This window comes from Prodigiosinella aquatilis, from assembly GCA_030388725.1.
Taxonomy (GTDB): domain Bacteria; phylum Pseudomonadota; class Gammaproteobacteria; order Enterobacterales; family Enterobacteriaceae; genus Prodigiosinella; species Prodigiosinella aquatilis.
In genome coordinates, this window is sequence record CP128857.1 from 61,931 (window position 1) to 85,050 (window position 23,120).

At 50.6% G+C, this 23,120-nt stretch carries 17 protein-coding genes; 6 read left to right on the forward strand and 11 right to left on the reverse strand.

The genetic code is table 11. From position 1 onward, the window contains the following. Positions 1-2: 2 nt before the first annotated feature. On the forward strand, positions 3-1,208 hold the full coding sequence (pcaF, locus tag PCO85_00285; protein WJV53971.1) for a 3-oxoadipyl-CoA thiolase: 1,206 nt from the start codon (positions 3-5) through the stop codon (positions 1,206-1,208). On the opposite strand, the gene PCO85_00290 is transcribed toward pcaF, so the two are convergent. The 3 genes from PCO85_00290 to PCO85_00300 all read right to left on the reverse strand — a co-directional run bounded on the left by PCO85_00290 (position 1,205) and on the right by PCO85_00300 (position 4,472). Next, positions 1,205-2,149: a DMT family transporter gene (locus PCO85_00290; protein ID WJV53972.1), complete on the reverse strand. Its 945-nt coding sequence runs from the start codon at positions 2,147-2,149 to the stop codon at positions 1,205-1,207. The two genes, pcaF and PCO85_00290, sit on opposite strands and share 4 nt — an antisense overlap. A 97-nt stretch (positions 2,150-2,246) precedes the next feature. Further along, a complete protein-coding gene (locus tag PCO85_00295) occupies positions 2,247-3,029 on the reverse strand; it encodes a helix-turn-helix transcriptional regulator (protein ID WJV53973.1) in 783 nt (260 codons plus the stop codon). A gap of 258 nt (positions 3,030-3,287) precedes the next feature. Continuing rightward, positions 3,288-4,472, reverse strand: a complete 1,185-nt coding sequence (locus tag PCO85_00300) for an NAD(P)/FAD-dependent oxidoreductase (GenBank protein WJV53974.1) — start codon at positions 4,470-4,472, stop codon at positions 3,288-3,290. 272 nt (positions 4,473-4,744) lie between these two features. Between PCO85_00300 and pitA the strand changes: the two genes are divergently transcribed. Next, entirely contained in the window at positions 4,745-6,250 is a 1,506-nt protein-coding gene (gene pitA, locus PCO85_00305; protein WJV53975.1) for an inorganic phosphate transporter PitA, read from the forward strand. 110 nt (positions 6,251-6,360) lie between these two features. On the opposite strand, the gene uspB is transcribed toward pitA, so the two are convergent. After that, on the reverse strand, positions 6,361-6,696 hold the full coding sequence (uspB, locus tag PCO85_00310; GenBank protein ID WJV53976.1) for a universal stress protein UspB: 336 nt from the start codon (positions 6,694-6,696) through the stop codon (positions 6,361-6,363). A 591-nt stretch (positions 6,697-7,287) separates the two neighbouring features. On the opposite strand from uspB, the gene uspA reads away from it, so the two are divergent. Continuing rightward, on the forward strand, positions 7,288-7,725 hold the full coding sequence (gene uspA, locus PCO85_00315) for a universal stress protein UspA (protein WJV53977.1): 438 nt from the start codon (positions 7,288-7,290) through the stop codon (positions 7,723-7,725). 163 nt (positions 7,726-7,888) lie between these two features. Here uspA and argH read toward each other — a convergent pair whose 3' ends face one another. From argH to argC, 3 genes are all read right to left on the reverse strand, one after another. Continuing rightward, a complete protein-coding gene (argH, locus tag PCO85_00320) occupies positions 7,889-9,262 on the reverse strand; it encodes an argininosuccinate lyase (protein ID WJV53978.1) in 1,374 nt (457 codons plus the stop codon). A gap of 126 nt (positions 9,263-9,388) precedes the next feature. After that, entirely contained in the window at positions 9,389-10,162 is a 774-nt protein-coding gene (gene argB, locus PCO85_00325) for an acetylglutamate kinase (protein ID WJV53979.1), read from the reverse strand. Between the two features lie 26 nt (positions 10,163-10,188). Continuing rightward, positions 10,189-11,193: an N-acetyl-gamma-glutamyl-phosphate reductase gene (gene argC / locus PCO85_00330; protein ID WJV53980.1), complete on the reverse strand. Its 1,005-nt coding sequence runs from the start codon at positions 11,191-11,193 to the stop codon at positions 10,189-10,191. 211 nt (positions 11,194-11,404) lie between these two features. Between argC and argE the strand changes: the two genes are divergently transcribed. Both argE and ppc read left to right on the forward strand, forming a co-directional pair. Continuing rightward, the gene (gene argE / locus PCO85_00335; GenBank protein WJV53981.1) at positions 11,405-12,556 is read left to right on the forward strand and encodes an acetylornithine deacetylase; all 1,152 of its coding nucleotides are present in this window, start codon (positions 11,405-11,407) and stop codon (positions 12,554-12,556) included. A gap of 252 nt (positions 12,557-12,808) precedes the next feature. Further along, positions 12,809-15,448: a phosphoenolpyruvate carboxylase gene (gene ppc / locus PCO85_00340; protein ID WJV53982.1), complete on the forward strand. Its 2,640-nt coding sequence runs from the start codon at positions 12,809-12,811 to the stop codon at positions 15,446-15,448. A gap of 104 nt (positions 15,449-15,552) precedes the next feature. On the opposite strand, the gene PCO85_00345 is transcribed toward ppc, so the two are convergent. The 3 genes from PCO85_00345 to udp all read right to left on the reverse strand — a co-directional run bounded on the left by PCO85_00345 (position 15,553) and on the right by udp (position 19,367). Then, positions 15,553-17,358, reverse strand: a complete 1,806-nt coding sequence (locus PCO85_00345; GenBank protein ID WJV53983.1) for a carbon starvation protein A — start codon at positions 17,356-17,358, stop codon at positions 15,553-15,555. Between the two features lie 335 nt (positions 17,359-17,693). Further along, complete coding sequence (locus tag PCO85_00350) at positions 17,694-18,476, reverse strand: tyrosine-protein phosphatase (protein WJV53984.1); 783 nt, start codon at positions 18,474-18,476, stop codon at positions 17,694-17,696. A 126-nt stretch (positions 18,477-18,602) separates the two neighbouring features. Then, positions 18,603-19,367: a uridine phosphorylase gene (gene udp / locus PCO85_00355; protein ID WJV55948.1), complete on the reverse strand. Its 765-nt coding sequence runs from the start codon at positions 19,365-19,367 to the stop codon at positions 18,603-18,605. A 326-nt stretch (positions 19,368-19,693) separates the two neighbouring features. Between udp and PCO85_00360 the strand changes: the two genes are divergently transcribed. After that, a complete protein-coding gene (locus tag PCO85_00360) occupies positions 19,694-20,521 on the forward strand; it encodes a dienelactone hydrolase family protein (GenBank protein ID WJV53985.1) in 828 nt (275 codons plus the stop codon). 276 nt (positions 20,522-20,797) lie between these two features. Here PCO85_00360 and metE read toward each other — a convergent pair whose 3' ends face one another. Beyond that, positions 20,798-23,065 carry a 5-methyltetrahydropteroyltriglutamate--homocysteine S-methyltransferase gene (metE, locus tag PCO85_00365; protein WJV53986.1) on the reverse strand — a complete coding sequence of 756 codons (2,268 nt, stop codon included), beginning with the start codon at positions 23,063-23,065 and terminating at the stop codon, positions 20,798-20,800. Positions 23,066-23,120 lie beyond the last annotated feature (55 nt).

Here is a 23,120-nt window from a genome sequence, read left to right on the forward strand (position 1 = left end):
TAATGAGTGATGCTTATATTTGTGACTATGCGCGCACGCCTATTGGAAAATATGCTGGGATATTATCTTCTTTCCGTACAGATGACTTGGCTGCAATTCCATTGGAAACATTACGAACACGCCATCAAGATATTGACTGGCAATGTCTTGATGATGTCCTCTTGGGTTGCGCGAATCAGGCCGGGGAAGATAATCGTAATGTTGCTCGTATGAGCCTACTTCTGGCTGGGTTCCACCTCAGCATTCCGGGTACAACAATTAATCGTCTTTGTGGGTCTGGCATGGATGCTCTGGCGATGGCTGCTCGGTATATCAAGGCCGGTGAAGGACATCTGTTGCTTGCAGGTGGCGTTGAATCAATGTCTAGAGCGCCACTGGTAATGCCAAAGGCAACTAAAGCATTTTCCCGTCAAGCAGAAACATATGATACGACGATTGGCTGGCGCTTTATCAATCCTAAAATGAAATTGATGTATGGTGTGGACGCGATGCCTGAAACTGCTGAGAATGTAGCCGAGAAATTTAGGATTAGTCGCGATTCCCAAGATGATTTTGCATTCTGTAGTCAGAAAAAATATGCCACTGCCGCTACTGCGGGTTTCTTCGATGAAGAAATCGTTGGAGTAAACGTCGAAATCTCGCGTAAAGAATCCCGGCTAGTAAGCAGTGATGAGCATCCTCGAGTTTCTACGATAGAAAACCTGCAACGTTTAGCTGCGCCATTTCGCAAAAGCCATGGCACTGTCACAGCGGGTAATGCGTCAGGTGTAAATGATGGTTCCGCTGCATTACTGCTTACCTCGCAAGAAGGGTTGATCAGGCATAATTTGAAACCGCGTGCACGCATTGTGGCCAGCGCCTGTTCCGGCGTGGAACCTCGGATTATGGGAATGGGACCCGTACCTGCCGTTCACAAAGTCTTGAAGCTTGCAGGATTAACACTCCAGGAGATGGATGTGCTGGAGATAAACGAGGCATTTGCAGCGCAGGCATTAGCGGTCATCAATGAGCTGAAATTGGATGTTCAGGACTCAAGGATCAATCCTAATGGCGGAGCCATTGCATTAGGACATCCTCTTGGCATGAGTGGTGCCAGACTCATTGGAACGGCTGTTAATCAGCTTCATCGTATTGGTGGCCGATTTGCACTGTGTACGATGTGTATCGGCGTAGGACAAGGTATCGCTATGATTGTGGAACGCTGTTAATCGTTTATTTCCTCTAATGCTTTTTTCTGTTTGGCCCCCTCTTTCTCGCTGGCATAGCGCCAGCGAGACATAATATACAGTCCAACGCCAATTAGTACGCCACCAATAACTTCGTGCAGCGCTGGGGTTTGCCGTGTCAATGCGAAAGCGATTAATGCAGCAAATAATGGACACAGGAACAAAAAACCGCTGGTTTGTACAGAGCCGCCAATTTTCAGGGCCGCGAACCATAATCCCATTGCTCCTGTTGAAGCTGGGATGGCCAACCAAAAAAACATTCCCCATTTATAAGGTGTGGAAGGCAGCGTGGGATGTTGTTTACTTACTATGGCAACAATTGCCAAAACCAAGGCTCCAAGCAACATCTGCCAAAATGTTACTATCCATGGTGAAAGGGTAAAATCAAACTTTTTATTAAGCACCGTGGAGCATGCCCAACACCCTGATGCCAACATGACCAGCCCGTCACCATAATTAATACCATTTCCGGAATGGCTGATACCGATACAAATTATCACGCCTATAAAAGCGATAAGTAATCCAACCAACGCCAGCATTGATGACCGCTCACCCAGAAAAATCCATGCCAGCGGAACGACTAATAAGGGATTGCTTGCCATTAAAATCGCAGCAGTAGAGGGAGACGTAGACAGTAATCCAATGTTCAGGAATGCCATAACACCCGTTGTCTGTAACGATCCAATTAAGAAAAGCTGTACCCAAGGTAGATCACGTAACTTTAGTTGTTGGCGGCGCATCAGTAAAAAGACAAAAGGGCATAACGTTAGAGCCGCAACAAAGAAACGAGCAGCGGCTGTCCAGAGTGGTGGGACATCGCTCATAACTATCTTGGTGCTTACGAAAGAGGAACCTTGTAGAAAAGTGGATATGATTACTAATAGAAGATAGTGGTTTATCGTTGCCACTCGAGATGTTTTCATCTGTTCCCCAATTAATTTTTATTAATTAGAACAGTATATGGATTAACTATTTTTAGTTTCTTTTGAATGAGACAGGTTTATCGTCGAATCGGACTTATCAACTAAAATAATCACTGGGCACTTTGCCCGTCACTCGCTTAAACATCACGGTAAAAGCCCCTTGGGAGTTGTAACCTAAACTATCGGCAATTTGGCTAATGCGTTCGCCTGCAATGAGCCTTGGAATTGCATCGACAATACGTAACTGCTGACGCCAATGGACAAATGGCATTCCCGTCTCATTTTGAAATAATCGCGTGAGTGTCCGAGTTGTTGCACCAACCTCATTTGCCCACTCGGATAAGGAACGTGGATCACCTGGATGCGCAAAAAGCGCATCACAGATGCTGCGTAGCCGTTTGTCTCGACCCATGGGTAATCGAAGACCATTCTCGGCGGAACGTTGCATTTCCTCCAAAGTTAATGAAAGTAAACGTGATTCAAAACTTTCTGGTGGATAATTTAAATGAAATTTTGAGGCCTGAGCGAGCAACTCTCGTAATAGAGGTGACACATTAATGCCCATCGGATGAAGCGGCAAGGCAATAGAAAACGCCTTGATATTGACATAAAGGGTACGCAAAGATACCGCAGTTCGGGCGACCATAGCATGATCCACCTGTGGTGGTATCCAGACGCCACGAAGGGGAGGAAGCATCCAATACTCATCTCGGGTGCGCAGTTCCATCATCCCGGAGCAGCCATAAACCAGTTGTCCACGGCTGTGCTGATGCAAGGTAATGTTGTGGCCCGCTGGATACTCTTTAGACATAGAAACGATAGGATTTTGCGCATTGATCCACTCGTCCAGATCGGGGCTGAGAGTTTGGTTAACGTTCATCTTTTTTACTCGTGATCTATTCTCACCCAATTACATTAAACAGATTAATGCATTATCTCTCAAGGTATTATTGGCATTGTTGAATAAATCAAACCTTTGTCCATCATTGATGCATTTTTAATTCTCTATTTTTATTTTTTATCTTTCCATAGTTATAGCGATTGCTACTATTAAGTGATTGCCAAAAAATGATCAATTAATATGTCGACAACTAATATTCTGTTCCCACAGAAAATCTAACGTATTGTCCTTGCATAATCACCCCAGCGCCTGCGCGCAGGCCCAGGCAGAACTCCAGGCCCACTGGAAGTTGTAGCCGCCAAGCCAGCCGGTGACGTCCACCACTTCGCCGATAAAGTAAAGTCCCGGAACCTTGTTGGCTGCCATGGTTTTGGAGGACAGCTCTCGCGTGTCCACACCACCCAGCGTCACTTCTGCCGTGCGATAACCCTCGGTGCCGTTGGGTTGAACCCGCCAACGTTGTAGCGTGTTCTCCAGTTGCGTCTGCTGGACAGGATTAAGCTGTTTCAGGGTGATCTCCGGCAGTTGTTCCAGCGCTTGCAGGCATTCCACCAGCCGCTTGGGTAGCCACTGTGCCAGCGTGTTTTTCAGGCTTTGATTGGGGTGTGCAAGTCGTTCCGCATTGATACGCACCGCCAGATCGATGCTGGGAAGCAGGTTGATGGTGACGAATTCTCCCGCTTGCCAGTAACTGGAAAGCTGAAGGATCGCCGGACCAGAGAGGCCGCGATGAGTAAACAGAATATTCTCGCGAAAGCTGGTGCCGTTTTCGGCTGTCACGATGGCGGGTACCGAAACGCCAGAGAGGGTTTGCAACTGTTCCAGCAGCGGTTTATGCAACGTAAAGGGCACCAGTGCGGCCCGGGTGGGGAGTACGTTGATGCCAAACTGCTGGGCCAACTGATAACCAAACGGCGAGGCACCAAGCCCTGGCATGGAAAGTCCACCGCTGGCAATCACCAGCGCGGGTGTCTGCACCATCTCTTGTGTGAGCTGAACCTGAAACTGTTGTTGTTTCTCTACCGATAACACTTCGCTACGCAACCTCAGGGTGACATTGCCATATTCACACTCTTTCATCAGCATATCGACAATCTGCTGTGCCGAATCATCGCAGAACAATTGTCCCAGCGTTTTCTCGTGGTACGCGATGCCGTGGCGGTTCACCAGATCGATAAAATCCCACTGGGTGTAGCGTGCCAGCGCAGATTTGCAGAAATGGGGATTGTGGGACAAGTAAGCAGCCGGTTCGGTGTGTACATTGGTGAAGTTGCAGCGCCCGCCGCCGGACATTAATATTTTACGTCCGGGTTTTTTACCATTATCCACCAGTAACACCCGTAGCCCACGTTGACCGGCCTGTGAGGCACAGAAAAGCCCGGCGGCACCAGCACCGATAACCACTACGTCAAACTGTTCCACGCTTGTTCTCCCGGTAACAAATAACGGCCCGGCCTGCAATCTGATGGCCTTTCAGGGCGGCAAATTGTAGTGTTCACCGCATGCTCTGACCAGTGTAATAAATTACATAATTTGGTAATAACATATAATGTATTGATTTTTATTGATTAAATCGTTTTCTCGCAAAAGGTTAACGTAACGTAAGTCAAAATAATGTCATATTTCGCTTTTCCATACCCCTGCTTGTCGCCGATAATGCGCCGCGTTCATGACCACTTAATGGCCTAACGCTTATGCTACATTTATTCGCCGGCATTGATTTTCATACCGGTCTGATGTTGATACTGGCTTTGTTGTTTGTATTGATCTATGAAGCGATTAATGGCTTCCACGATACAGCCAATGCGGTCGCTACCGTTATCTATACCCGCGCTATGCGTGCACAGCTTGCTGTTGTGATGGCCGGGGTATTTAACTTCTTTGGTGTACTACTGGGTGGGCTTAGCGTCGCGTATGCGATTGTTCACCTGCTTCCCACGGATTTGTTGCTGAATGTCAGTTCTGTCCACGGTCTGGTGATGGTATTTTCCATGCTGCTGGCGGCGATTATCTGGAACTTGGGGACCTGGTATTTCGGTCTGCCGGCCTCCAGTTCTCATACACTGATCGGTTCCATCATCGGTATTGGTTTAACCAATGCGTTGCTGACGGATACTTCGGTAGTGGATGCGCTCAACATTCCTAAAATGATCAGTATTTTCCTGTCGTTGATCCTTTCTCCGATTGTCGGCCTGGTGATGGCTGGATTGTTGGTGTATCTGTTACGTCGCTACTGGAGTGGCAATAAAAAGCGGCTGCGCATTCACATGACGCCTGCCGAACGCGAAAAACAGGATGGTAAACGGAAGCCACCGTTCTGGACTCGTACTGCGCTGATTCTGTCTGCCGTGGGGGTGAGTTTTTCCCATGGTGCGAACGATGGTCAGAAAGGTATTGGTCTTATCATGTTGGTGCTGATTGGTGTGGCGCCGGCCGGGTTCGTCGTCAATATGAATGCTTCTGGCTATGACATTAGCCGCACCCGTGATGCAGTGTTTAACCTGCAGGAATATTACCAGTCCCATGGGGCTGAGTTGGCGCACGTGATTGCTCTCTCGGAACCGCTGATTCCGTCACCGAATGAAACCATTCCTGGTAACGGTCTGCCGGGGTTTCATTGTGATAGTTCCCGCGTGATGACGGCAATTGACCACACAATGCGTCTGCTGGGTAATCTGAAAAGCTACGATGAGCTCTCTGGCGACAGTCGTGCTCAAGTGCGTCGTTTGCTGATGTGTATTTCTGATTCTATTGATCGCACCATCAAGTTGCCGGAAACTTCGTTAGAAGATCAGCACTTGTTGAGCAATTTTCGTAAGGATTTGCTGAAAACGGTCGAATATGCACCGGTTTGGATCATTGTCGCTGTGGCGATGGCGCTGTCACTGGGTACGATGGTGGGTTGGAAACGTGTAGCCACGACTATCGGTGAGAAGATTGGCAAGAAAGGCATGACGTATGCGCAGGGGCTTGCCGCACAGGTAACCGCCGCATTGTCGATTGGTATTGCCAGCTATACCGGGATGCCGGTATCGACCACTCACGTTCTTTCTTCCGCCGTGGCGGGAACCATGATTGTTGATGGTGGCGGAGTGCAGAGCAGGACTGTGAAAAATATCCTGCTGGCGTGGGTCTTCACGCTGCCGGTATCGTTGGTACTTTCTGGTGTGATCTATTGGTTGATGTTGAAACTGATTTAACCCGTGTGCTTACCATGAAGAACAAGAAAGGCGGCCCTGTAAAGGTCGCCTTTTACTTTCAGGTTACCAAAAAGACACTCCCGCATTTCCCTCCTCCAGACATGCCAATATCAATACCAGATTAACATGGCAATCAAGCTAACTATCACCAGTCCGCAAAGCGCGGTGGTCAGCAGAAACTGGCCGCGGACCCGTTCGCAGCGGCGGATAAATTCTGGGTCGTGGTGTTCAATGTAGCGTTGGGTGTAGATATAACGTACCAGCCGAATTTGCTTGCTTGGTTGACCGTGAGAGGTAAAAAAACCGCCTCCATCTACGTATTGATACAGGAGTGGATCACAGTCCCGCAGTATCAGCAGTAGTACGCGTAATGAAGAATAATATCGCGCCATATTGATGATACAGACGACACATAAGGCCCAGAAAAGCGCAAATGTACTCATCATGCTTCCCCTCCCGGTTTGTTATTCATCAGCGTGTTGGATGCTGCCGGATCACGGTAACAGCCATCTGAGAATATTTATGCCACACGTTATTTGTGCGATTTTATCGGGCGGTCGGATATGGAATATCGCGACGAAAGCCCTTTATGTCTTCTTCACCCCTACTTTCCTTTCTCAAGGTGGCTTGCCGGAATGACAGACCTTCCCTCAATCTTTATTGTAGAAGAGGAATTCACTTTTTTACTATAACGTCGTCTTGATGTCGTTATTTGATGAAAAAAAATATCGTTATTCTCTGTGATCCCGGGTCGAATTTTTGGACACAAAAAATGCCACTTTTAAACTACACTCATTAAAGAAAGAGCGTAGTTTTACGTTGATGCTTTTTTATCGGCTTGTACAGACCATAACTTCAAGATATTTAGTAGAGGTTATTGGATTTTTGCCTGTTAGATGTGGAATATACCGCGTTGTGATCTGCTGAACATATCCCTCTTCTTCAAGGGTGCTAATCTACAGATCGCCATTAATTATCAGATTGGCAGGATAAATATCTGCTGACTCACTAATTAGTCTTTATGGAAGGAGCTTATTATGGCTTACAAACACATTCTTATCGCTGTTGATCTGTCACCGGAAAGCAAGGTGTTAGTAGAAAAAGCTGTTTCAATGGCAAGGCCGTATGATGCTAAAGTTTCGTTAATTCATGTAGATGTGAATTACTCCGATCTTTATACCGGGTTGATTGATGTCAATTTGGGTGATATGCAACAGCGTATTTCTGAAGAGACGCAGAATGCACTGCGAGATCTGTCTCAGAATGCAGGTTATCCGATTACTGAAACGCTGAGTGGTAGCGGTGATTTAGGACAGGTATTAGTGGATGCTATTCGGAAATACGGTGTGGATCTGGTGTTGTGCGGTCACCATCAGGATTTCTGGAGCAAACTGATGTCATCTGCGCGCCAACTGATCAATACCGTTCACATCGATATGTTGATTGTGCCATTGCGGGATGATGACGAAGAATAACGGCGTAACGTGTCGTTTTACGGTTGTTGAAAGGTGAAAGGCATAGCGTATGCTATGCCTTGAAGTTACTGCAACGCTTACTGTTCCTATCATCCTTGCGCAAGCTGGGGTTCGTCGCTTGTAATCCGGTATCTAAACCCTATCCGCACGGTGTTTACAATATTCAGGCCAGACGCTGTTTCGCCTCGGCGATGGCTTTCGCTACCTGCTGAGGGGAAACGCCGCCTTGGGCCGTACGTTTATCCAGACAGGATTGTAATGACAAAATGGGATAAACGTCTTCGGTAATTACCGCACTGAATTTCTGTAAATCAGTGAGAGACAGTGCTTCCAGCGCGTTGCCTTGACGAATGGCTTCGACGACAATTTCGCCAACAATATGGTGTGCTTCACGGAACGGCACACCTTTGGCAACCAGATAATCGGCCAGTTCTGTGGCATTGGCGTAGCCTTGCTCTGCCGCATCCTGACAACGTGGGCGCCTGATCTGGATGCCTTCCAGCACCAGTGCCGCCATCATCAGACAATCATGCCAGGTATCCAGTGCATCAAACAGGCCTTCTTTGTCTTCCTGCATATCCTTATTGTACGCCAGTGGCAGCCCTTTCAGCGTCATCATCATGCCGGTCAGGGCACCTTGCACTCGGCCACATTTACCCCGAATCAATTCCAGGGCGTCTGGATTTTTCTTCTGTGGCATCAGGGAAGAACCGGACGTGACGCGGTCTGACAGCTCAACAAAGGCTGCTTCACCGCTGTTGAAGAAAATCAGGTCTTCGGCGAAGCGTGACAGATGCACCATGCCGATAGACGCATTGGCCAGCAGTTCCAGTACATGATCGCGATCAGAAACGGTGTCCAGACTGTTACGGGTCGCGGACGCAAAGCCCAGCCAGCCAGCCAGTTGTTCACGGTCGATGGAATAAGCGGTTCCCGCCAGTGCTCCACACCCTAACGGGCTGACATCCAGCCGTTTCAATGTGTCTTCCAGCCGACTTTCATCTCGTGCCAGCATTTCATGATAAGCCAGACACCAGTGTGTAAAGGTTACCGGTTGGGCGCGTTGCATGTGAGTATAACCGGGCATTACCGCGTCCTGGTTAGCGTCTGCCGTAACGACCAACGCCTGGCGCAGATGGCGAATAGTCTGAATCAATTCATCGATTTGCGTTTTACACCAGAGTTTCAGATCGGTGGCTACCTGATCGTTACGGCTACGTCCGGTATGCAATTTTTTACCCAGATTACCCACTTTTTCAATCAGGCGCTGTTCCACCCAACTGTGAATATCCTCGGCATCGCTTTGCAGAATCGCTTCCGGATCGGCCTGTACTTCTTTCAGCAGTGTATTTAGCGCTTGTTCCAACTGTTGTTGTTCTTGCGCACTCAGTACATTAACGGTAACCAGCGCTTTGGACCAGCCGATGGAACCTACGATGTCTTGTTCTGCCAGACGATAATCAAACCGCAGTGAGTCGTTGAACTGTTTAAAACGCTGATCTGCTGCCTGACTAAACCGACCACCCCACAAAGCCATAACATTACTCCCGGTATTCAAATAAATGCGGGTAGAATCCCATCCGTATGATGATCTGACCCGCTTCCATAATGCGTTTTCTGTACCGCCCTTCCCGCAACGGGATAACGGATGCTGCTGTCGTTATTACCCCACAATGCGAGTGCCGATAGGTTCACCGTTGAACAGCGCTGGTAGCTGATCGGCATGGCGCCAACTGGCAATATCCACCGGGCGGCCCAGCGTGCGGGCGGCATCCAGTGCGGCATTGACTTTGACGATCATGCCGTCAGTAATAATACCCTGCATGATGAGCTGTTCCGCTTTCTGCGCCGTCATTTCTGCGATGCGCTGGCCTTTACCGTCCAGAATACCGCTGACATCTGACAGCAATATCAGGTCTGCACCCAGTGTTTCCGCCACTGCGGTAGCCGCCTGATCAGCGTTTACGTTCATCAGGTCGCCTTGTGCGGTAATACCAATAGAACTGACTATCGGCAGATAGCTTGACGCCAGTAGAGTGTTTAATAGCATGGGAGAACCAGCCTGGGCTTTACCCACATAACCCAGCACTTCATCCAACTGGGTTACCTCGGTACTGCCGCCATCCGCCAGACACAGGCCGACAGCATTAATATCATGTTTTTTTGCCCATGCCAGTAGGGTTTTATTGGCGGAACCGGCTAGTGCGCCGGTGATAATATCGATCTGATCGGCGGGTGTGACGCGCAGACCATTTTTCTTCACCGTGGGTAACGACAATTTTTTCATCAGATCGTCAACCAGACATCCTCCGCCGTGGACGATAACCAACGGACGTTGATGTTGTTGACGATACTGAACCAGCGCGGTGAACAGGCGTTCCAGCGCCTCTTCGCTATCCAGTAATACGCCACCTAGCTTGATAATTAACGGGTTCATGGGGTCTTTGCGCCTCTAAGGGGTTATCAGAGTAAAGATTGGGTTTCCGGGAATCCGAAACGAATATTCATGCACTGTACGGCTTGTGCTGCCGCGCCTTTCAGCAGGTTATCTTCGGTCGCAACAACAATCAAATGTTCATTCTGCACGGAGAAACCAATGTCACAGAAAGGTAACCCTACCACGGATTTCAGAGCCGGAGCGCCCTGAGCATACAAGCGAACCAACGGCTTGTCGTGATAGGCATTATGATAGGCCTCGGCGATATCCTGCGCGGTCACGCCCGGTTGCAAACGACAAGTGATCGTCTCCAGTATCCCGCGCGGGAAATTACCCAGATGCGGTGTGAAAATTACCGGGATCCCCAGATGGTTTTCAATTTCCGGGTGATGGCGATGGTTAAAAATACCATAAGCATGCAGGCTGACTTCGCAAAAACTGTTGGTCATACTGGCCTTACGTCCGGCGCCGCTCACACCACTGGTAGCATTGATGACCGGCCATTGATCGCTGTTCAGCAGGCGTGCTTCCACCAATGGCTTTAATGCCAATTGGGCGGCGGTGGGGTAACAACCCGGTACGGCGATAAGCTGGGCCAGTTTGATATGTTCTGCCTGCCATTCCGCCAGTCCGTACACGGCTTTAGCCAGCCAGTCGGTATGCTGATGTTCGAAACTGTAATAACGGCGGTAAAATTCAGCGTCCTGTACCCGGTAAGCACCTGAGAGATCAAAGACCGTACAGCCAGCGTCCAGAAACTGCGGTGCCAAATCGTGGCTGACTTTATGGTCGGTGGCCAGAAAAACCACGTCGACACCTTTGGCTGCCTCGGCAACGTTGATCAGGGGTTGCACGGGCAAGTCAACAATGCCTTTAAGCTGGGGATGAAGATCGGAAATCAATTTTCCTGCATCTACACTTTGCGCTGAAACCGCTAAAGCGGTTATGTTCATCTGTGGGTGACGGTTCAGGTACAGTGCCAGCTCTGCGCCGGTATAACCACTTGCACCAACTATCAACGTATTCAGCATGGGATCCGTATACCTTCTTGCTTGTTCAGTGAAACAGGTAGCAGGGTTCATCAGCGCAGCCACGCTGCTCACCCACGAAGCCGGGTAAATCACCCGTCCGGTGCGTTTTACGACACCGAACCTTATGATATCTTTTTACCCAGCATTATTGTATTTTTATTCAAAATAAATGCATGAATATTGATACTATCCTAACCAGAGGCTGTCAACAGTGAAGATGAATTTACCCCCTTTTATTGAGCTGTACCGGGCATTGATCGCTACTCCATCCATCAGCGCGACCGATCGTGCACTGGATCAAAGTAATGAAACCTTAATCAATTTGCTAGCCGGCTGGTTTACCGATTTGGGGTTCCATGTTGACGTTCAGCCGGTTCCTGGTACGAATGGTAAATTTAATCTGTTAGCCCGTATCGGGGAAGGCTCTGGTGGCCTCCTGCTGGCCGGGCATACCGACACCGTTCCGTTTGATGATGGTCGTTGGACGCGAGATCCGTTCACCTTGACCGAACACGATAATAAGTTATATGGGTTGGGTACGGCAGATATGAAAGGCTTCTTTGCTTTTATTCTGGATACCATTCGGGATATTGACCCGGCAACGCTGACCAAACCTTTATATATCCTCGCTACGGCAGATGAAGAAACCACCATGGCAGGAGCAAAGTATTTCTCTGAATCTGCCCTGGTGCGTCCAGACTGCGCCATTATCGGGGAGCCGACGTCATTGAAGCCGGTGCGTGCTCATAAAGGCCATATGTCCAAAGCTGTTCGTGTTCAGGGGCAATCCGGCCACTCTAGTGATCCGTCGCGGGGGGTTAACGCCATTGAACTGATGCATGAAGCGATTTCCCATCTGATGGTGTTGCGCAATACATTGCAGGAGCGCTATCACAATCCAGCATTCCATATTCCTTACCCCACCATGAATTTTGGTCATATCCACGGTGGTGATGCTTCTAACCGTATTTGCGCCTGCTGTGATTTGCACATGGATATTCGGCCACTGCCGGGTATGGCATTGAACGATGTTAACGGGCTGGTTACCGAAGCGCTGGCTCCGGTGAGTGAGCGCTGGCCGGGGCGTTTAACCGTCAGTGAACTGCATCCACCGATTCCAGGTTACGAATGTGCCGCTGATCACCCATTGTCGCAAGTGGTGGAAAAACTGCTGGGAGTGCCGACCGAAGTGGTCAACTATTGTACTGAAGCCCCGTTTATTCAAACGATGTGTCCAACGCTAGTGCTGGGGCCCGGTTCCATCAATCAAGCGCATCAGCCGGATGAATATCTTGATACCGCGTTTATCCAGCCGACACGTTCGCTGATTACCCAGTTAATTCAACATTTCTGTCAGCACTGAACCACTTTCCGGCCTGCCACCGTGCAGGCCAAAAACATGATCACTATCACACAATAATAAGCTTCGCTTATATGCAAGCTTTTGTAATTAAATTTCACAAATTGCCTTTATGCCCTAGAAAAAGGTACAACTGTAAGAGTAATGAACGTTAATTGACGAATACGGCTGGGCGTGGCTAGATAAAAGACAGCAACCACACTTTTTGTGAGTGTAATAAATTTACAAAATAACGAGAGATGGGTCAGGGTAAATATGAACGAACAATATTCCGCAATGCGAAGCAATGTCAGTATGCTTGGCAAACTGCTCGGAGATACGATTAAGGATGCATTGGGAGAAAACATTCTTGAGCGTGTTGAAACAATCCGAAAGTTATCGAAGTCATCCCGTGCCGGCAGTGAAAAGCATCGGAAAGAACTGCTGACGACACTGCAAAATCTGTCTAATGACGAACTGTTGCCAGTCGCTCGCGCATTTAGCCAGTTTTTGAGTCTGGCTAACACCGCTGAGCAATATCATAGTATCTCGCCCCATGGTGAAGCGGTCAGTAACCCGGAAAATCTGGCAAAAGTCTTTCAGCGACTGAAAGACTGCGACAAATTGACGGAGCAAAATATCCGTGATGCGGTGGAGTCACTCTCCATTGAGCTGGTTCTCACTGCGCACCCGACAGAAATTACCCGCCGCACCCTGATTCATAAGTTGGTAGAAGTGAACACCTGCCTCAAGCAACTGGATCACAATGATCTGGCTGATTATGAGCGCCATCAGATCATGCGTCGTCTGCGGCAACTGATTGCCCAATCCTGGCATACGGATGAAATCCGTAAAATTCGCCCTACACCGGTGGATGAAGCCAAATGGGGTTTTGCGGTCGTGGAAAATAGTCTGTGGGAAGGTGTTCCCGCGTTTTTGCGTGAGTTAGACGAACAGTTGGAACAGTCGTTTGGTTATCGCTTACCGGTTGATTCCGTTCCCGTGCGCTTTACGTCATGGATGGGCGGTGATCGTGATGGCAATCCAAACGTTACGTCAGCAATCACTCGCCATGTACTGTTGCTCAGCCGCTGGAAGGCGGCGGATCTGTTTCTGCGTGATATCCAGTTCCTGGTTTCCGAATTATCCATGACACAGTGTACGCCGGAGCTACAACAGTTAGCTGGCGGAGAGAGTGAGAAGGAACCTTACCGGGCGGTCATGAAGAATCTGCGTACCCAGTTGACTAATACGCTTAATTATCTGGAGGCGCGGCTGAGGGGTGAACAACGGGCAAGACCGCAGGACCTGTTGGTTACCAATGACCAGTTATGGGAACCGCTCTACGCTTGTTTCCAGTCTCTGCATGCCTGTGGCATGGGCATTATCGCCGACGGTCAATTACTGGATACTTTACGCCGTGTGCGCTGTTTTGGTGTCCCGCTGGTGCGGATTGACGTGCGTCAGGAAAGTACCCGCCATACTGATGCGCTGGCGGAAATCACTCGTTATCTGGGACTGGGTGACTATGAAAGCTGGTCCGAGTCTGACAAGCAGGCGTTCTTGATTCGTGAGCTCAGTTCAAAACGCCCGCTGCTGCCACATCAGTGGAAACCGAGTGCCGAAACGCAGGAGGTGCTGGAAACCTGTAACGTTATCGCGGAAACCCCGCAAGGTTCCATCGCCGCTTATGTGATTTCCATGGCGCGTACACCGTCTGATGTGCTGGCGGTGCATCTGCTGTTGAAAGAAGCGGGTTGCCCGTTTGCTCTGCCGGTGGCGCCATTGTTTGAAACGTTGGACGATCTGAACAACGCTGACAGTGTCATGACGCAGTTGCTGAATATTGACTGGTATCGCGGTTTTATCCAGGGCAAACAGATGGTGATGATCGGTTATTCCGATTCCGCCAAAGATGCCGGAGGAATGGCTGCCTCCTGGGCGCAGTATCGTGCACAGGACGCCTTGATCAAAACCTGCGAGAAAGTCGGCATAGCGCTGACCTTGTTCCATGGTCGTGGCGGCTCTATTGGCCGCGGCGGCGCACCGGCGCATGCGGCGTTGTTGTCTCAACCGCCAGGAAGCCTGAAAGGGGGCCTGCGAGTAACGGAGCAGGGCGAGATGATCCGTTTCAAGTTCGGTTTGCCGGAAGTCACTATCAGCAGCCTGGCGCTGTATACTGGCGCCATTCTGGAAGCCAACTTGCTGCCGCCGCCGGAGCCGAAAAAAGAGTGGCACCATGTCATGGATGAGTTATCCCGCGTTTCCTGTGATATGTACCGTAGTTATGTACGGGATAATCCGGATTTTGTACCGTATTTCCGGGCGGCGACACCGGAACTGGAGCTAGGTAAATTGCCGCTGGGCTCTCGCCCGGCCAAGCGTCGTCCCGACGGTGGGGTTGAAAGTTTACGCGCCATTCCGTGGATTTTCGCCTGGACGCAGAACCGCCTGATGTTGCCTGCCTGGCTTGGCGCCGGTGCGGCATTGCAGAAAGTGATTGAAGACGGCGGGCAGGATCAGTTGGAAACCATGTGCCGCGACTGGCCGTTCTTCTCCACCCGTATTGGTATGCTGGAAATGGTCTTTGCCAAAGCGGATTTGTGGCTGGCGGAATACTACGACCAGCGCCTGGTGGAGGAAAAACTGTGGCCATTGGGTAAAAAACTGCGTGAACAGCTGGCGGCGGATATCAACGTGGTGCTGACTATCGCCAATGACGATCATCTGATGGCTGACTTGCCATGGATTGCCGAGTCTATTGCGTTGCGTAATGTTTACACTGACCCGCTGAATGTACTTCAGGCAGAGCTGTTGCACCGTTCTCGTCAGCAGGAACAGCCGGAGCCGGAAGTGGAACTGGCGCTGATGGTTACTATTGCCGGTGTGGCTGCCGGTATGCGGAACACCGGTTAACTTATAACGTATTCAGACCGGGGAACCGGCTGAATTGACCGGATATGAAAAAGCCGATCGGATATTCTGATCGGCTTTTTTTATGGATGGATATTCTGATCGGCTTACATATTGGCGGTGACCGGGCTGCTCAGTTCCGTCTGCGGGCGGCTCAGCAGTTCGCGCCATTTCTTCAGTGCGGAAATCAGAATCACCATGCCCAGTACCAGCATAATGATAGAGATGGAACCGTTAAACAGGTTGTAGCCTTTGGCTTGTGGATTGAAGTAAACGTACTTCACCATCCAGTAACCCGCATAGTTTACGGTGACAAACAGATACGCTAGCGGAATCACACAGGTCAGCATATAGATACGTTTGGTTGCCAGACGCAGGATAATGGTGGCACCGATAATCAACCCGACAGAGGCCATTAACTGGTTAGATACCCCGAACAGTGCCCATACCGAGTTGATATCACCGGAATTCAGTAGGTAACCCCATAGTGCACAGGCCAGGATGCTACAGCCAATGGCGCCCGGCAGCCAGTCAGTCCGTTTCAGCGGTGCCCACAGATCCCCCAGAAAATCCTGCAACAGGTAACGGGCGACACGGGTACCGGAATCGACAGCCGTCAGGATAAATACCGCTTCGAACATCACCACAAACTGGAAGAAATACGAGGCCAGATGGCTGAACCAAGGCACACGAATGAAAATATCGGTCATCCCTACCGCCAGCGTTACCGCGCCGCCGGTACGGCCATACAGATCCAGACCAATTTCCTGACTCAGCATCGGCAAATTCACTACATTCATCCCCAGTGCCTGCCAGGATGCCGCCGATGAGTTGATGGCAAAATAATCTGCCGGATGCAGGGCGGTAGCGGCGATTAACGCCATGACTCCGACCACGCATTCCGCCAGCATGGCACCAAAACCGACTGGTAGGATATCGCTCCATTTATCAATCTGCTTCGGTGTCGTACCGGAACCGATAAAAGCATGGAAGCCGGAAATCGCGCCACAGGCAATGGTAATGGAGATAAACGGCCATACCGGGCCAGACAGAACCGGGCCACCGCCGTGGATAAACTGGGTTACCGCCGGGAACTGGATTTCCGGGTTAATAAACACCACACCAACCACCAGCGCGCCGAAGACACCAATTTTCATAAAGCTGGAGAGATAACCGCGCGGGGTTAACAACATCCACACGGGCAACGCCGTGGCAAAGAAGGCGTATATCGGCAAAACTACACTGACGGTTTCAGATTTCAGCATCAGCCATTCACCGAATGCCGAGTTTTGGATATAGGGGCCAGCGATAACGCACGCCATGATGGCCGCGATACCGACCCAGGTGGCGCCTTTCATGCTGCCAGTCACCCGTTCCCACAGCCCGACACCGATGGCAATAGGAATGGTCATGAACACCGCAAACGTGCCCCAGGGGTTACGTTCCAGCGCATGTACCACCACCATCGATAAGCCTGCCATGGTAATGGTGATGATGAACAGCATTGCCAGACCAGTACACCAACCGGCAACCGGGCCCAGCTCAGATTTTGCGACTTCAGACAGGGATTTCCCCTGATGCTTCATGGAGGCAAACAACACCACCGTATCGTGTACGGCACCGCCTACCACACAGCCAATCAACAGCCATAAAAAACCAGGCAGATAGCCGAACTGTGCTGCCAGCACCGGTCCCACTAACGGGCCTGCTGCGGCAATGGCGGCGAAGTGGCTACCAAAATTCACCCATTTTTTTGTCGGGACATAATTCTTACCATCTTCAAACACATGAGACGGCGTGACCTCATTATCATCCGCTTGCAGCACCTTACGTACAAAAAAGACACCGTACAGACGATAACAAATCACCAGGATACAAAGGGTCGCAATAACGAACGTAATCGCATGTTGCATAATTATTATCTCCAGGATTTACCTGGAGCTAACATACAACGGGCCCGAAGAGCACGAAGAGGTAAGATGAGTGAGCGGCAATCCGTGCTCATTAAGCGGTCAAAAACGGGTCATGAGTGGTAAGGCGATGATGTCGTGATATTGACGCAACAAGTGACGCGTGTGCCAATCCAAATACTGACCGAACCCGTAACCAATCTGAGCGCCCGAGATCATTGGTGCGATTGATTGCCTGATGACGGGTATTTGACGGCAGGCTATGTGGCGGAATTTCTACACTTTCACTCACCACTGTGGGTGTTCAATGTCACCGCCAGCATCTGATTGGGCACATGCTAGATAAGATACTTATCCTGCAATACCTCACGTGCTTGCTGATCCAGCCCATAATCCTGTTTCAGCCAGCTGTCTATTGAGCCATGTCGAACACGGATTTCATTCAATGCGGTAGCCAGAAATTCCTCTTGTGTCGATAACACAAACGAGAACTGCTTCAGCGCTTCTTCATTCATTGTCTGGGACAGTTCTTCCAACAACTGCTGGCGAAATGGCATCAGAGTGGTTTCGGTCAGCAGGTAATCTTCCAGTACCGTTTGCTCGTCAGCCCCCAAAGCGAATAGTATCAGTGCGGACCCTATGCCCGTGCGATCCTTTCCTACGGCACAATGCTGTACCAGTGCGCCTTCCTCCGGCTGTTGCAGCAGCTTCACCAAATGATGGTAGGCCGGATTATCAAACGGCAGATGCCGGTATAACTCCAGCATAAATCCACGGGAATCAAACGCTGCCAGGGTTTCCTGACCGAGCGACTCCAGATTGGCGGTCACTTGATGGCATATCGGATTGGCGGGAACGGGATGATAGGTCGCGCCAGACCATAGGATATCTGGTCGGAGTGCCGCTTCATCCGGGTCGCGGTAGTCGATAACGTGAGCCACCGGAACGCCGGCCAGATGTGTACAATCACTTTCGCTGAGTAAATCTAATGAACCTGAGCGAAATAGTTTTCCGTGGCGAATGTAGCGGCCATCGGCGGTACGATTACCGCCTAAATCGCGGAAATTGATTCCGCCTTTAAGTGGAAGCAAAGAAGGGTGGAGCAATGTCGGTGCAGTCATATCTCTCCTTGGCGTTATCGAAAACGGCCACGCACAATACGGGGCGTTGGTAAGAAAATCAGGGAGATTGGATCATCAAGGCCAGCGTTATGCCAGCCCGGTGCTTATCGTATCATCAGTAGCGGATCATGCCAGCAGTTTACTGGCTGCGGCCAGTACCACATTCACCGACGCAGTTTCTGCCAGTTTCATGGTCGCTGTATCAGGAATCTCCTGTTGAGCGCGGTTAACAATAACCCCCGCCACCATACCCGCACGCAGCCCCTGACTGGCACACATGGTTAACAACGTGGCGGACTCCATTTCATAGTTCAGCACGCCCATGCTCTGCCACTCGGCCATTGAGCCCTGAAAGCGACGTACTACACGGCCTGAAAACGTATCGTAGCGCTCTTGTCCTGGATAGAAAGTATCTGAAGATGCGGTGATACCTATGTGTAACGTGGTTCCTGCCTCTTGAGCCGCCTCCACCAGTGCCGAGGTACAGGTGAAATCCGCCACCGCCGGGAATTCCAGCGGAGCAAAATGCAGGCTGGCACCATCAAGACGTACTGCCGCCGTGGTAACCAGCACATCACCCACGGCAATATGTGGCTGAATGGCGCCGGTCGTACCGACCCGTAAAAAGGTACGAATACCTAATTGAGCCAGTTCTTCCACGGCGATGGATGTGGAGGGGCCGCCAATTCCGGTGGAGCACACAATGACGGCTTTTCCGGCCAGCTCAGCTCGCCAGGAGGTAAACTCTCGCTGTGACGCCAGGAATACCGGGTTATCCATCAGTTGGGCAATTTTTTCCACCCGTCCCGGATCACCGGGAACAATCGCCAGCGTTGCTCCCTGTAAATCATTTTTCGTTAAACCGAGGTGAAACACATCAGATGCAGACATCATCGCCTCCCAGGCAATTCATTAACGTCGGGGTACCGATCTGATCCTAGCGCAAGATATTGTTGTTTTTAGTGATATAAGTCGTTTGTTAAAAAGTAACGACCTTTTATTTGCACTAGTAATGTTATTTAAATCACGTTATTAATGGGTTCCGACTGCTGTAAATGGTTTTTACAGCAGTACCGCATGACTTTCCCGGTAAGACAGCGAATGATAAATCGCATTATTCCTATAATGAATCAACACCGCTTGGCTGTACATTCTTTAAGCGTGGAAAGAATTTGTATTAAGCTTGAAATCACCCGGTTTAATTTAAGGAAAGTGTCATGAAAACAGATGAACTGATTATCCCTGCATCGACAGCGAGTGGATTTACCCCCGCCGTCGCACCGCTGGCTTCTTCCGCGATAATAACGGATACCGTGGGTATCACTGCCGGGGAAACCACTATTCCTTCGCAAGGCGATGCTTTACCGGCTTACATCGCCAAACCGGCTGACAAAACGGGTCCGTTTGCCGTGGTGCTGGTAGTACAGGAGATTTTTGGCGTCCACGAACATATCCGCGATGTATGCCGCCGTCTGGCGAAACAGGGGTATCTGGCGATTGCGCCTGAACTCTATTTTCGTCAGGGGGATGCGCAGCAATATACCGATATTCAGCAATTGATCACGGGTCTGGTCAGCAATGTGCCAGATAGCCAGGTGATGGCTGATCTGGACCATACCGCCAACTGGGCGATTAAACATGGTGGTGACGCCAGCCGACTGGGTATTACCGGTTTTTGTTGGGGTGGCCGCATCTGTTGGCTGTACGCCGCCCACAATCCACAGTTGAAGGCGGCTGTTGCCTGGTATGGCAAGATGACCGGTAATAAAACGCTGAATAACCCGGATCATCCGGTGGATATCGCCAAAGATCTGGCGGCGCCAGTGCTCGGCCTTTATGGGGCGCAGGATGACAGTATTCCGCTGGAACAGGTGGAGACGATGCGTCAGGCGTTGCGAGCAGCCAATGCGAATGCTGAGATAATCGTTTATCCGGATGCGGGTCACGCGTTTTATGCTGACTACCGCCCCAGTTATCATGCCGAATCAGCACAGGATGGCTGGCAGCGCATGCTGGAATGGTTTTCGCGTTATAACGTGATTTGATACCTTTCTGAAAAGCGGAATCATACATTCCGCTTTCCTGCATGTTGAACGATGACAGGTATATTTCAGTATTCGAGGTAGCGGTCTGGCGTTTCACCGTCTCAGTTAACGTCGAACTATTCCGGCAATAAAACGGGGGAGACATTTGTCTCCCCCGTTTTATTCAGTGGTGGTAATGAGCGGTTGTCCTACTGGGTTCCTTTGGTGACTACCGCGCGCATTCCCTTTCCTTTGCACCTGACGCACCCATTCATGATCACCGGTTCATATCCAGCATCAGGCCTGTGCTTCGCGCAGGTGTTTAGCTGCCTCCACCATGTTAGCCAGTGATTGGCGGGTTTCCGGCCAGCCACGGGTTTTCAGGCCACAGTCCGGGTTTACCCACAAACGCTCGGCGGGAATACGCTGTGCCGCTTTACGCAGCAGCGCTTCGATCCAGGCCACACTCGGGACGTTCGGCGAGTGGATATCATATACACCCGGCCCGATTTCGTTCGGATACTCGAATTCTTCAAATGACTCCAGTAACTCCATATCGGAACGCGAGGTTTCAATGGTAATCACGTCCGCATCCAGCGCGGCGATGGAATCCATAATGTCGTTGAATTCGCAGTAACACATATGGGTGTGAATCTGCGTGTCGTCTTTCGCTACTGCTGCATTTAAACGGAAGGCTTCTACCGCCCATTCCAGATAGGCTTTCCAGTCAGAGCGATGCAGTGGCAACCCTTCGCGCAGAGCCGGTTCATCAATTTGAATGATACCGATACCGGCGCTTTCCAAATCCGCCACTTCATCTCGTAGCGCCAATGCAATCTGTTTGGCGATGGTTTCACGGCTGACATCTTCACGCGGGAAAGACCAGCACAGGATAGTGACCGGGCCGGTTAACATTCCCTTCACCGGTTTGTCGGTCAACGATTGTGCATACTTCGCCCACTCAACGGTAATCGGTTCAGGGCGGCTGATATCGCCGATAATCACCGGTGGTTTCACACAACGGGAACCATAACTTTGTACCCAGCCATTCTGGGTAAACACAAAGCCATCCAGATGCTCGCCGAAGTATTCCACCATATCGTTACGCTCGGCTTCACCGTGCACCAGTACATCCAGATCCAAACGTTCCTGTTCCGCTATCGCCTGCTTGATATGTTCTGCAATACCAATATGGTAATTCTGACTATCCAGACGACCTTGTTTAAAGTCCAGGCGCAGGCTGCGGATTTCCGTAGTTTGCGGGAAAGAACCGATGGTGGTAGTTGGCCATGCCGGTAAATTGAAGCGAGCACGTTGTGCGCTGGCGCGTACCGGATAAGCACTCAGACGCTGACTATCCTGTGGCACGATGGCCGCCAGACGTTTTGCCACGTCTGCATTGTTCACCCGCTGAGAAGTGCGGCGGGCGCGAATAGGAGCGCTGTAGGCGACAAGTTCCTGACCGTTACCGCTGTTCAACGCGTTGGTCAGCAGCGCCAGTTCCTGACATTTTTGCAGGGCAAACGCGAACCAGCTTTTCACTTCATCATCCAGACGGGTTTCCACGCTGAGGTCGATTGGACTGTGTAGCAGTGAGCAGGAGCTGCCCAGCCAAAGCGCGCGTTTACCCACCAGCGGTTGCAGGTGATCAAACCAGTTGTTCAGGTCGGCTCGCCATACATTACGGCCATTGATAACTCCTAAAGAGAGCAGCCAGTCGGCGGGTAACTGGTTATTGAGTGCGGCGATGTCGTCTTTGCCATGTACCAGGTCGACATGCAGCCCTTGTACCGGCAGTGTCTTGATGGTCGCCAGATTCTGGCTGATGCTGTCAAAGTAGGTGGTCAGCAGCAGTTTCACCTGACCTTGCAGGGTGTCGTAAGCCGGCTTGAATGCAGCCAGCCAGTCGGCTTCCAGTTCCAGCACCAGCGCAGGCTCATCGATCTGTACCCAGTCGATACCGCGTTTCGCCAGTTCAGCCAGCACCTGTTGGTAAACCGGCAGGATGTCTTTCAGCAGTGTCAGGCGGTCAAATGACTCACCTTTCACTTTACCCAGCCACAGGTAGGTGACCGGCCCCAGTAGCACCGGCTTCACCTTGTGGCCCAGCGCCAGCGCTTCGTCTACTTCATCCAGCAGTTGTGTCCAGGTCAGTTTGAACTGCTGCCCTTTGGTGAATTCAGGCACCATGTAGTGATAGTTGGTATTGAACCATTTGGTCATTTCTGCGGCGGCGGCGGGTTCTCCGGTCGGTGCACGGCCCCGGCCAATGCGGAACAGCGTATCCAAATCCACGGAACCATCGGCATTCTGATGACGGGCTGGTACATTACCCAGCAGTAGGCTGGTGGTCAGTACATGATCGTACCAGGCGAAATCGCCGACTGGCAGCAGGTCGACACCGGCGTCTTTCTGTTGTTGCCAATGGCGGGCGCGCAGGTCGCGGCCAACTGCCAGTAATGATTCCTGAGTGGTATTGCCTGCCCAATAGCTTTCTTGCGCTTTTTTCAGTTCACGACGCAGCCCTACGCGTGGAAAACCGAGGGTGTGATTTAAAATTGTCATGCTTGGATTCCCATTTAGCCGTCCAGATGTTTACACATCTATAATCCGCAGGTAG

Bases quoted from the DNA above. Each gene is read 5' to 3' on its own strand.
- uspA (WJV53977.1), top strand. From the start codon at position 7,288: ATGGCTTACAAACACATTCTTATCGCTGTTGATCTGTCACCGGAAAGC.
- metE (WJV53986.1), bottom strand. From the start codon at position 23,065: ATGACAATTTTAAATCACACCCTCGGTTTTCCACGCGTAGGGCTGCGT.
- argC (WJV53980.1), bottom strand. From the start codon at position 11,193: ATGCTGAATACGTTGATAGTTGGTGCAAGTGGTTATACCGGCGCAGAG.
- pcaF (WJV53971.1), top strand. From the start codon at position 3: ATGAGTGATGCTTATATTTGTGACTATGCGCGCACGCCTATTGGAAAA.
- argB (WJV53979.1), bottom strand. From the start codon at position 10,162: ATGAACCCGTTAATTATCAAGCTAGGTGGCGTATTACTGGATAGCGAA.
- uspB (WJV53976.1), bottom strand. From the start codon at position 6,696: ATGATGAGTACATTTGCGCTTTTCTGGGCCTTATGTGTCGTCTGTATC.
- pitA (WJV53975.1), top strand. From the start codon at position 4,745: ATGCTACATTTATTCGCCGGCATTGATTTTCATACCGGTCTGATGTTG.
- PCO85_00345 (WJV53983.1), bottom strand. From the start codon at position 17,358: ATGCAACATGCGATTACGTTCGTTATTGCGACCCTTTGTATCCTGGTG.
- argH (WJV53978.1), bottom strand. From the start codon at position 9,262: ATGGCTTTGTGGGGTGGTCGGTTTAGTCAGGCAGCAGATCAGCGTTTT.
- ppc (WJV53982.1), top strand. From the start codon at position 12,809: ATGAACGAACAATATTCCGCAATGCGAAGCAATGTCAGTATGCTTGGC.
- PCO85_00290 (WJV53972.1), bottom strand. From the start codon at position 2,149: ATGAAAACATCTCGAGTGGCAACGATAAACCACTATCTTCTATTAGTA.
- PCO85_00360 (WJV53985.1), top strand. From the start codon at position 19,694: ATGAAAACAGATGAACTGATTATCCCTGCATCGACAGCGAGTGGATTT.
- udp (WJV55948.1), bottom strand. From the start codon at position 19,367: ATGTCTGCATCTGATGTGTTTCACCTCGGTTTAACGAAAAATGATTTA.
- PCO85_00350 (WJV53984.1), bottom strand. From the start codon at position 18,476: ATGACTGCACCGACATTGCTCCACCCTTCTTTGCTTCCACTTAAAGGC.
- PCO85_00295 (WJV53973.1), bottom strand. From the start codon at position 3,029: ATGAACGTTAACCAAACTCTCAGCCCCGATCTGGACGAGTGGATCAAT.